Raw genomic sequence first — 536 nt, forward strand, 5'->3', positions numbered from 1 at the left:
ACTGGGAACTCGGTTTTCGCAACATCACCAACAGCAAGCGCCCCATCACCAAGGTGGACGACATTGCCGGCCTGAAACTGCGCGTGATTCCCAATGCCATCAACATCGACTGGGTGACCGCCCTGGGCGCCAATCCGACGCCCATGGCTTTTCCCGAGGTTTATGCCGCGATGGAGCAAAAGGCCATTGACGGCCATGAAAACCCGTTCACGGTCATCAACGCGAACAAGTTCTACGAAGTGCAAAAGTACCTGGCGGTGACCAACCACCAGTACAACCCGCAAACCGTCATTGTCAGCAAAAAGCTGTGGGACACCCTGAGCAATGATGAGAAAAAAATATTCTCGGATGCGACCGCCGAAGCTGCTGCGTACCAGCGCAAGGCCTCGCGTGAACAGTCCGGCACTGCGCTCGAAAACCTGAAGAAGAACGGCATGCAGGTCAGCGAGTTCAGTCCCGCGGAGATGGCTAAATTCCGCGAGAAGATGAAGCCCGTGATCGAGAAGCACTCAGCCATCGTGGGTGCCGATGTGGTC

General features: G+C 56.2%; 1 protein-coding gene. It reads left to right on the top strand.

What is annotated here, in order from left to right:
- Positions 1 to 536, top strand: a 536-nt coding sequence (gene dctP, locus AC1DWI_RS26005) for a TRAP transporter substrate-binding protein DctP (RefSeq protein ID WP_477726308.1), incomplete at both ends; no start/stop codon positions are given.

The organism is Polaromonas sp. P3_C2 (genome assembly GCF_056402675.1).